The organism is Arthrobacter sp. P1_B4, from assembly GCF_056406555.1.
On sequence record NZ_JBFTZW010000114.1, the window covers coordinates 1 to 8,205 of the forward strand.

Annotated in this window: 6 protein-coding genes; 1 reads left to right on the top strand and 5 read right to left on the bottom strand. The window is 65.3% G+C overall.

Annotated features, from left to right (window positions below; genetic code table 11):
- The coding region (locus tag AC1D1W_RS18875) for a GTP-binding protein (RefSeq protein ID WP_476944484.1) at positions 1-1,528 on the bottom strand (1,528 nt) is incomplete at its 3' end.
- A 282-nt stretch (positions 1,529-1,810) separates the two neighbouring features.
- Between AC1D1W_RS18875 and AC1D1W_RS18880 the strand changes: the two genes are divergently transcribed.
- The gene (locus AC1D1W_RS18880) at positions 1,811-2,743 is read left to right on the top strand and encodes an SGNH/GDSL hydrolase family protein (protein WP_476944485.1); all 933 of its coding nucleotides are present in this window, start codon (positions 1,811-1,813) and stop codon (positions 2,741-2,743) included.
- Between the two features lie 175 nt (positions 2,744-2,918).
- Here AC1D1W_RS18880 and AC1D1W_RS18885 read toward each other — a convergent pair whose 3' ends face one another.
- The 4 genes from AC1D1W_RS18885 to AC1D1W_RS18900 form a co-directional block, all read right to left on the bottom strand.
- Positions 2,919-4,640, bottom strand: coding sequence for an ABC transporter ATP-binding protein (locus AC1D1W_RS18885; protein ID WP_243180945.1), 1,722 nt, complete (start codon positions 4,638-4,640; stop codon positions 2,919-2,921).
- 11 nt (positions 4,641-4,651) lie between these two features.
- Complete coding sequence (locus AC1D1W_RS18890) at positions 4,652-5,647, bottom strand: ABC transporter permease (RefSeq protein ID WP_028275695.1); 996 nt, start codon at positions 5,645-5,647, stop codon at positions 4,652-4,654.
- Positions 5,637-6,566 (bottom strand): ABC transporter permease, encoded by a 930-nt coding sequence (locus tag AC1D1W_RS18895; RefSeq protein ID WP_018773796.1) that lies wholly within the window; start codon positions 6,564-6,566, stop codon positions 5,637-5,639. Before AC1D1W_RS18895 ends, AC1D1W_RS18890 begins: the two co-directional genes overlap by 11 nt.
- A gap of 222 nt (positions 6,567-6,788) precedes the next feature.
- Positions 6,789-8,205: peptide ABC transporter substrate-binding protein (locus AC1D1W_RS18900; protein ID WP_476944486.1), on the bottom strand; the 1,417-nt coding region annotated here is incomplete at its 5' end.

Below are 8,205 nucleotides of genomic sequence, written 5' to 3' on the forward strand. Positions count from 1 at the left end.
GCTCGTAGCCTTCAGATATGGAGGCGGCGATGCCGGCGCCGCGGGTGTCCGTGAGGAACTTGGTGCGGAACCCGATCAGGCCGCGGGCCGGAACGATGAACTCCATGCGGCACCAGCCGGTGCCGTGGTTGGCCATGTTGGTCATGCGGCCCTTGCGGGCGGCCATCAGCTGGGTGACGGCGCCGAGGTACTCTTCGGGCACGTCGATGGTCATGTGTTCCATCGGCTCGTGGACCTTGCCGTCGACGGTCTTGGTAACCACCTGCGGCTTGCCGACGGTCAGCTCAAAGCCTTCGCGGCGCATCTGCTCGACCAGGATGGCCAGTGCAAGCTCGCCACGGCCCTGGACTTCCCAGGCGTCGGGACGCTCGGTGGGGAGAACCTTGATGGAGACGTTACCGATCAGTTCCTTGTCGAGGCGGTCCTTGACCTGGCGGGCCGTGACCTTGGCGCCCTTGACCTTGCCGGCCAGCGGCGAGGTGTTGATACCGATGGTCATGGAGATGGCCGGGTCGTCAACAGTGATCAGCGGCAGCGGCTGCGGGTTCTCGGCGTCGGTCAGGGTCTCACCGATGGTGATCTCCTCGATGCCGGCGACGGCGACGATCTCGCCCGGGCCAGCGGACTCAGCGGGGACGCGGTCCAGGGCCTTGGTCGCGAGAAGTTCGGTGATCTTGACGTTCTTGAGCTCGCCATTGGCGCGTGCCCAGGCCACGGTCTGGCCCTTGCGCAGGGTGCCGTTGTAGATGCGCAGCAGGGCCAGGCGGCCCAGGAACGGTGAGGCGTCCAGGTTGGTGACGTGTGCCTGCAGGACACCGTTCGGGTTGTAGGTCGGGGCCGGGATGTGCTCGATGATGGCCCGGAAGAGCGGCTCGAGGTCTTCGTTTTCCGGGGCGCTGCCGTCGGCGGGCTGCTCGAGGGAGGCGCGGCCGACCTTAGCGGCGGCGTAAACAACCGGCACGTTCAGGATCTTGTCCAGGTCGAGGTCCGGGACTTCGTCGGCGAGGTCGGAGGCCAGGCCCAGGAGCAGGTCCATGGATTCGTGGACAACTTCTTCGATCCGCGCGTCGGGGCGGTCGGTCTTGTTGACCAGAAGGATCACGGGCAGGTGCGCGGCGAGGGCCTTGCGCAGCACGAAGCGGGTCTGGGGCAGCGGGCCCTCAGAGGCATCGACGAGGAGGACGACGCCGTCGACCATGGACAGGCCGCGCTCGACCTCGCCACCGAAGTCGGCGTGGCCGGGGGTGTCGATGACGTTGATGGTGATGGTTTCGCCGTTGGAGGACGGTCCGTTGTAGGCCACCGTGGTGTTCTTGGCCAGGATGGTGATGCCCTTTTCGCGCTCCAGGTCACCGGAGTCCATGACGCGGTCTTCGAGGTGGTTGTGCTCGGCAAAGGAGTTGGTCTGCTTGAGCATGGCGTCGACCAGCGTGGTCTTGCCGTGGTCAACGTGGGCCACGATCGCGACGTTGCGCAGGTCACTGCGCGATGCAGTGGCTACCGCGGTGTTGGTGGTGGTTTCAGACATGCGTTATTGCTCGATTCAGTGGTGAAGTCAGCTGTGGTATCGCGACATTTCCAACCGGAACGCACGACAGATAAGTCCCTTTGGCACAGGGCACCTACTACCATTCTAAACGCTAGGTCATTTATTGGCCTAAAATGCGGATCGGCGACCAGCGTCCGCGCTGTCGCCAGAGCAGGACGGGCGCACGGAAGTGGTCTATTACGTGTGAGTAAAGTCACTGGATTTTCCAGCGCCCATGCACCATCATTGCTCTGATAGCAGCAAGCAAGCCCGGAGACATTCATGCGAAACGCCTCGGCCCTGTCCCGCTTCGTCGCAATGATGATCGCCACCGGCGTCGTTCTTGGCGGCTGCGGACAGACCTCTTATTCACCTGCCCCCGACGCGGGCTCTTCCGACGCGGGCTCTTCCGACGCGGGATCATCAGAGGCGGGAGCTGTGGGCACGCCGCTGAGCGGCGGCGGGGCCGGAGCGGCCGTCGGCGCGGGAGTGCCGGTCGCGGCCGGGTCCGCGGCGAAGACGCGCATCGGGTCCACCATCGACCCCGCCGCTCTGCCGAGCGGCTCGACCTACCGCAATCCTGCCAACGGCCGCAACGAGATCATCGTCAAGGACACCAGCAATGTCGCCGTGCTGATTGGCGACTCGCAATCGGAACCTTCCTAYGGCTGGCCCAGGCAAGGTCTGGCCGCTGCTGGGTACAAAGTCTTCTTCTGTGGCCGGGGCGGCACCGGTTTCGTGGCGTCCAACGGCAGGACCGGCAACTACATCGACGCGCTTCAGCGCGGCGACTGGAAACTCCCGTACGGCACTCCTCCCCTCGTGGTGATCGAAGGCGGCGGGAACGATGCCGCACGCGGCGCCTCCGACGCGCAGATCGTCTCCAACGCGGAACGGCTGATCGCCAGCATCCAGCAGCGTTACCCCGCGGCCCGGATACTCATGGTCGGCACACTCGGGCGCGGCGCCCACTACGGCGGAGGACGCCGGAGCGAGGTGGACGCGCTTCTGGGGCGGGTGGCGGACCAGCACGGGCTGCCGTTCGTCAGCGCAGGCGACTGGCTCACCCGGTACAACCTGACGGGCTCGATGGCGGACCGGGTCCACCTGAACCGGCAGGGCCACGCGGCCCTGGGCGCCGTTTTCGGCCAGCGGCTGCAGTCACTGGGGTTTGACTACGCTGACCCCGCCATGCTCGCCGGTTTGTCCCACTAACGCAGGTTTGTCCCACCGGCGCACGTCCCACCGGCGCAGGCACCGCCAGCGCAGGACGGCCACAGCACAACAAAGGAGCCGGTGTCCGCCTCGAGGGGAGGACACCGGCTCCTGTACTGCCAGCTGCCAAGCGCTGCTGGCGGCGGGCTTATTCAAGCCCTCAGGAAGCGGCCGCTCAGGCCACGTCCATTTCCGGCGGCAGCATGAGGCCGGCGCCGGGGATGGCGTTGAGCAGCGCCCGGGTGTAGTCCTGCTGCGGCGACTCGAAGACGTCGTCCGTCGAGCCCGTTTCCACCAGCTTGCCCTTCTCCATGACGCACACGCGGTCAGCGATCTGCCGGACCACCGCGAGGTCGTGGGTGATGAACAGGTAGGTCAGGCCGAGCCGGGTCTGCAGTTCGGCGAGCAAGTTCAGCACCTGCGCCTGTACCAGCACATCCAGTGCCGAGACGGCCTCGTCGCAGATGATCACTTCGGGGTCCAGCGCCAGGGCGCGGGCGATCGCGACCCGCTGGCGCTGGCCGCCGGAGAGCTCGTTGGGGTACCGCTGCATGGTGGACTGCGGCAGCGCCACCTGGTCCAGCAGCTCCCGGACCTTCTTCTCGCGGCTGGCCTTGTCCCCGATCTTGTGGGTCCGCAGCGGTTCCTCGATGGTCCGGAAGATGTTGTACATCGGGTCCAGGGAACCGTACGGGTCCTGGAAGATCGGCTGTACCCGGCGCCTGAAGGCGAAGAGCTCCTTGCTGTTCAGCGTGGAGGTGTCCACGCCGTCGAAGATGATCTTGCCGGAGGTCGGCGTCAGGAGGTTCAGGACCATCTGCGCCACCGTGGACTTGCCGGAACCCGACTCCCCCACGATCGCCGTCGTGGTTCCCCGCTTGACGTTGAAGGAGATGTCGTCGACGGCGGTGAAGTCCGTGGACTTGCCCAGGCCAGAACGCAGCTTGAAGACCTTCCTGAGGTTCTGGATCTGCAGGACGTCGTCGGACTTGGCCGGCTCAACCACGCCGGTCTCGCTCGGGGCGAGCATGTCGTCGGTTTCCACGCCGAGTTCCTTGGCCGCCTGGATGCGCCGGGACGCCAGCGACGGCGCCGAGGCAACCAGCCGCTGGGTGTACGGATGCTGCGGGTTCTGCAGCAGCTCCAGCGAGGGCCCGGACTCGACAACCTGGCCGCGGTACATGACCACCACCTGGTCGGCACGCTCGGCGGCGAGGCCGAGGTCGTGCGTGATCAGCAGCACCGCGGTGCCCAGCTCCGTGGTCATCTTGTCCAGGTGATCGAGGATCTGGCGCTGCACGGTCACGTCGAGCGCCGAGGTCGGCTCGTCCGCGATGAGCAGGCGCGGCTGGCAGGCGAGCCCGATCGCGATCAGCGCGCGCTGGCGCATGCCGCCGGAGAACTCGTGGGGGTACTGCTTGGCGCGGCTGCCGGCGTCGGGCAGCCCTGCCTGGGACAGGACCTTGGCGACGTCGTCGGGGCCGCTCGGGAGTCCGTTGGCCTTCAGCGTCTCGCGGACCTGGTCGCCGATCTTCCACACCGGGTTGAGGTTGGACATCGGGTCCTGCGGGACCATTCCGATGCTGTTGCCGCGCAGTTCGATCATCCGCTTTTCGCTGGCGTTGGAGATGTCCTCGCCATCGAACAGGATCTGGCCTGCCGCGACCCGCCCGTTGCCCGGGAGCAGGCCGATAGCAGCCAGCGCGGTGGTGGACTTGCCGGAGCCCGACTCGCCCACAATCGCGACGGTTTCGCCCGGCATGACGGTGAGATGGGCGTTGCGGACGGCGTTGACCTCGCCGTTGCTGGTGGTGAACCCGATGGCCAGGTCCTTGATTTCAAGCAGCGGGCGCTCAGTGGCGTACTCAGCTTCCTGGAAGTCAACAGAGGCGCTCATGGTGTCCCCTTTCATCGCTTGCGGGCTTTGGGATCGAGGGCATCACGCAGGGCGTCGCCCAGCATGATGAAGCTCAGGACGGTGATGGACAGCGCGATGGCCGGGTAGAGCAGCGGCATCGGGTTGGAGCGGAGCGAGGCCTGAGCCGCCTGGATGTCGTTGCCCCAGGACATGACGCTGGGCGGCAGCCCGATGCCCAGGAAGGACAGCGTCGATTCGGCCACGATGAACGTGCCCAGGGAGATGGTGGCCACGACGATGATCGGGGCCAGCGAGTTCGGCATCACGTGACGCATGAGGGCGCCGAACTTCGAGACGCCCAGCGACCGGGCGGCCGTGACGAAGTCGGCGTTCCGGACCTCGATGACGGCGCCGCGGGTAATGCGGGCAATCTGCGGCCAGCCGAAGATGACCAGGATGAGCACGAGGGTCCACACGGTCTTGTTCGTACGGAACATCGGCAGCTGCATCATCACGATCGCGCCCAGGATCAGGGGCAGGGCGAAGAAGATGTCATTGATGCGGGCCAGGACCGAGTCGATCCAGCCGCCGTAATAGCCGGCGACGGCACCCAGGATGCCGCCGATCAGCAGCACTCCGATGGTGGTGAAGAGGCCCACCGTCACCGAGGACCGCGTACCGAAGATGACACGGGCGTAGACGTCGCAGCCCTGCTGGGTGAAGCCCAGCGGGTGGCCCGCGGCGGGGCCCGCGTCGGAGTTGGCCAACTGGCAGGCCTCCGACGTGGGGTCGATCTGCGAGAACATTCCCGGGAAGACGGAGACCGCGACGACCACCAGGATCAGGAACGCGGAGATGAGGAAGAGCGGCTGCTTGCGCAGGTTCTTCCAGGCCTCGCCCCACAGGCTCAGCGGTGCGGCTTCGTCCTTGACCCGGTCCGTTACCTGGAGCGGGGTCTCGGAGACATCGGCCACGAAGTGCTCGGTCCGGCGGGCCGGGCGGCGGGAATCGGCGTGCCGTGCGGTGGTGGTGTAATCAGGAGTCATAACGGATCCTCGGGTCAAGCCAGCCGTAAAGCAGGTCAACGAGCAGGTTGGACAGGCAGTAGATCAGCACCAGGACGGTGACGATCGAGACCACCGTGGGCCCTTCCCCGGACAGCACGGCCCGGTAGAGCCGGTTGCCTACGCCCGGGACGTTGAAGATGCCCTCAGTGACGATTGCGCCGCCCATCAAGGCACCGAGGTCGGCGCCCAGGAACGTAATGACGGGAATCAGGGAGTTGCGCAGGATGTGCACGCGGACCACCTGGAACCGGGAGAGGCCCTTGGCGGTGGCGGTGCGGACGTAGTCGGCGTTCATGTTTTCGATGACGGACGTGCGGGTCAGGCGCAGGACATAGGCGAACGATCCCAGTCCCAGCACGATCGCCGGCAGGATGAGGTCCGGGATGGTCGCCGCGGAGCTGACGGTCGGCTTGGCCCAGCCGAGCTGGACTCCGATGGTGAACTGCAGCAGGAAGCCCAGGACGAAGATCGGGATGCCGATCACGACCAGGGACGCGACCAGGACCGTGGCGTCAAAGAGCTTGCCCTTGCGCAGGCCGGCGATGAGGCCGAAGACGATGCCGAAAAAGGCCTCGAAGATCAGCGCCATGATGGCCAGCCGCGCCGTGACGGGGAAGACCTCGCCGAGCACAGCGGCGATGGGGCGTCCGGAGAAGTCCTGGCCGAGGTCGAACGTGAAGATGCTCTTGAGGTAAAGCAGGTATTGCATCCAGAACGGCTGGTCCAGGTGGTACTGCATGCGCAGCTTGGCTGCGACCGCCTCGTTCACCGGCTTGTCGCCGAACAGGGCCACGATGGGGTCACCGGGCAGGCTGAAGACCAGGAAATAGACCAGCAGTGTTGCGCCCAGGAAGACGGGAATCAGTTGCAGGAAACGCTTGAGGATGTATGTCGACATCAGCGAGTCACACCCTCGTTGGCAGGCATCCTGTCCAGGGATGCGGCGGAGTTGTTCATCAAAGAACCTTTTCACTATGGATGCAGGCCGGCGCCGGTTTGCTCACGGCGGCAGGGCTGCGAAAAGTTCGCCCGAAAGAGCCGGACATCAAGAAAATAAATGGGGGGAAACACGACGACGGCGGAGGCCCCAGTATGGGCGGCCCCCGCCGTCGTTTTGTTGTTACTTACCGGTTACGTTGTAGTACAGCGGGACGCCGTCCCAGCCGTAGTCGACGTTGGTGACCTTGTCGCTCCAGGCGCCCTGGGCAACCTGGTACCACAGGGGGATGGCCGGCAGGTCCGTCAGGAGGATCTCCTGGGCCTTGTTCATGGCCTTGTTGCCGTCGCTGACCGACGCGGCGTTCAGGCCGTCGGAGATGGCCTTGTCGAACGTCGGGTTGGCGTAGCTGGCGTCGTTGGAGCCGGCACCGGTCTTGTAGATCGGGCCGAGGAAGTTGTACAGCGACGGGTAGTCTGCCTGCCAGCCCGCACGGATGGAGCCGGTGAGGGTCTTGGCGGTGGCGTCGTTGCGGGCTTCCTTGAAGGTGGCGTACGGCTTGCCTTCAACCTTGATGCCGAGCGTGTTCTTGAGCTGGTTGACTACTGCCTCAACCCAGGCCTTGTGTCCGCCCTTGTCGGCGTTGTAGGCAATGGTGAACGTCTTGTTCGCGTCCCACTTCTGGATGGCGTCGGCCTTGGCCCAGGCTTCCTTGGCCTTGTCGGCGTTGAAAGTCAGGTTCTCGGCTCCGGCGATCGAGTCGCTGTAGCCGTCAAGCACGGGGGCCGTGAAGTCCTTGGCAGGCTGGCGTGCGCCGTTGAAGATCACCTTGGTGATCTCTTCGCGGTTGATCGCCATGGAGATCGCCTGGCGGCGGAGCTTGCCGGCCTCGCCGCTCCATTCCGGCAGGTATTCCGGGATGGCGATGGTCTGGTTGCCGGCGTACGGCTTGTTGATGGTGCGGTCGCCGAGGTCAGTCTTGAAGTTCTTCAGCGCGCTGGTCGGGATGGTCTGCAGGATGTCCAGGTTGTTGGACATCAGGTCCTGGTACGCGGAGTCGTCGTTCTGGTAGATCTTGAACGTCACGCCGGCGTTCTTGGCCTTGCGCGGGCCGTTGTAGTCCGGGTTCGGAACGAGCTGGATCTGCACGTTGTGCTGCCAGCCGCCGTCCGCGAGCTTGTACGGGCCGTTGCCGACCGGCTTCTCGCCGAAGCCCTTCGGGTCCTTCAGGGCACCGGAGGGAACCGGAACAAACGCGGTGTAGCCAAGGCGAAGCGGCCAGTCAGATTCCGGCTGCTTCAGTTCGACGGTGAACGTCTGGTCGTCAACGACCTTCAGGCCGGACATGGTTTCAACCGTGGAGCCTTCTGCGCTGGCTTCGTCGTAGCCCTTGATGCTTTCGAAGAAGCCACCGCTGAGCTGGGCGTTCTTGGCTGCGGCGCCGAAGTTCCAGGAATCGACGAAGGACTTGGCCGTGATGGCCTCGCCGTTCGTGAACTTCTGGCCCTTCTTGACCTTGATGGTGAAGTGCTGGCCGTCCTTGCCCTCGATGGACTCGGCGAGTTCGTTGACCGGCTTGCCGCTGGGGTCGTAGCTGACC

Coding starts and splice junctions, on each gene's coding strand:
- AC1D1W_RS18885 (WP_243180945.1), bottom strand. CDS start 4,640: ATGAGCGCCTCTGTTGACTTCCAGGAAGCTGAGTACGCCACTGAGCGC.
- AC1D1W_RS18890 (WP_028275695.1), bottom strand. CDS start 5,647: ATGACTCCTGATTACACCACCACCGCACGGCACGCCGATTCCCGCCGC.
- AC1D1W_RS18895 (WP_018773796.1), bottom strand. CDS start 6,566: ATGTCGACATACATCCTCAAGCGTTTCCTGCAACTGATTCCCGTCTTC.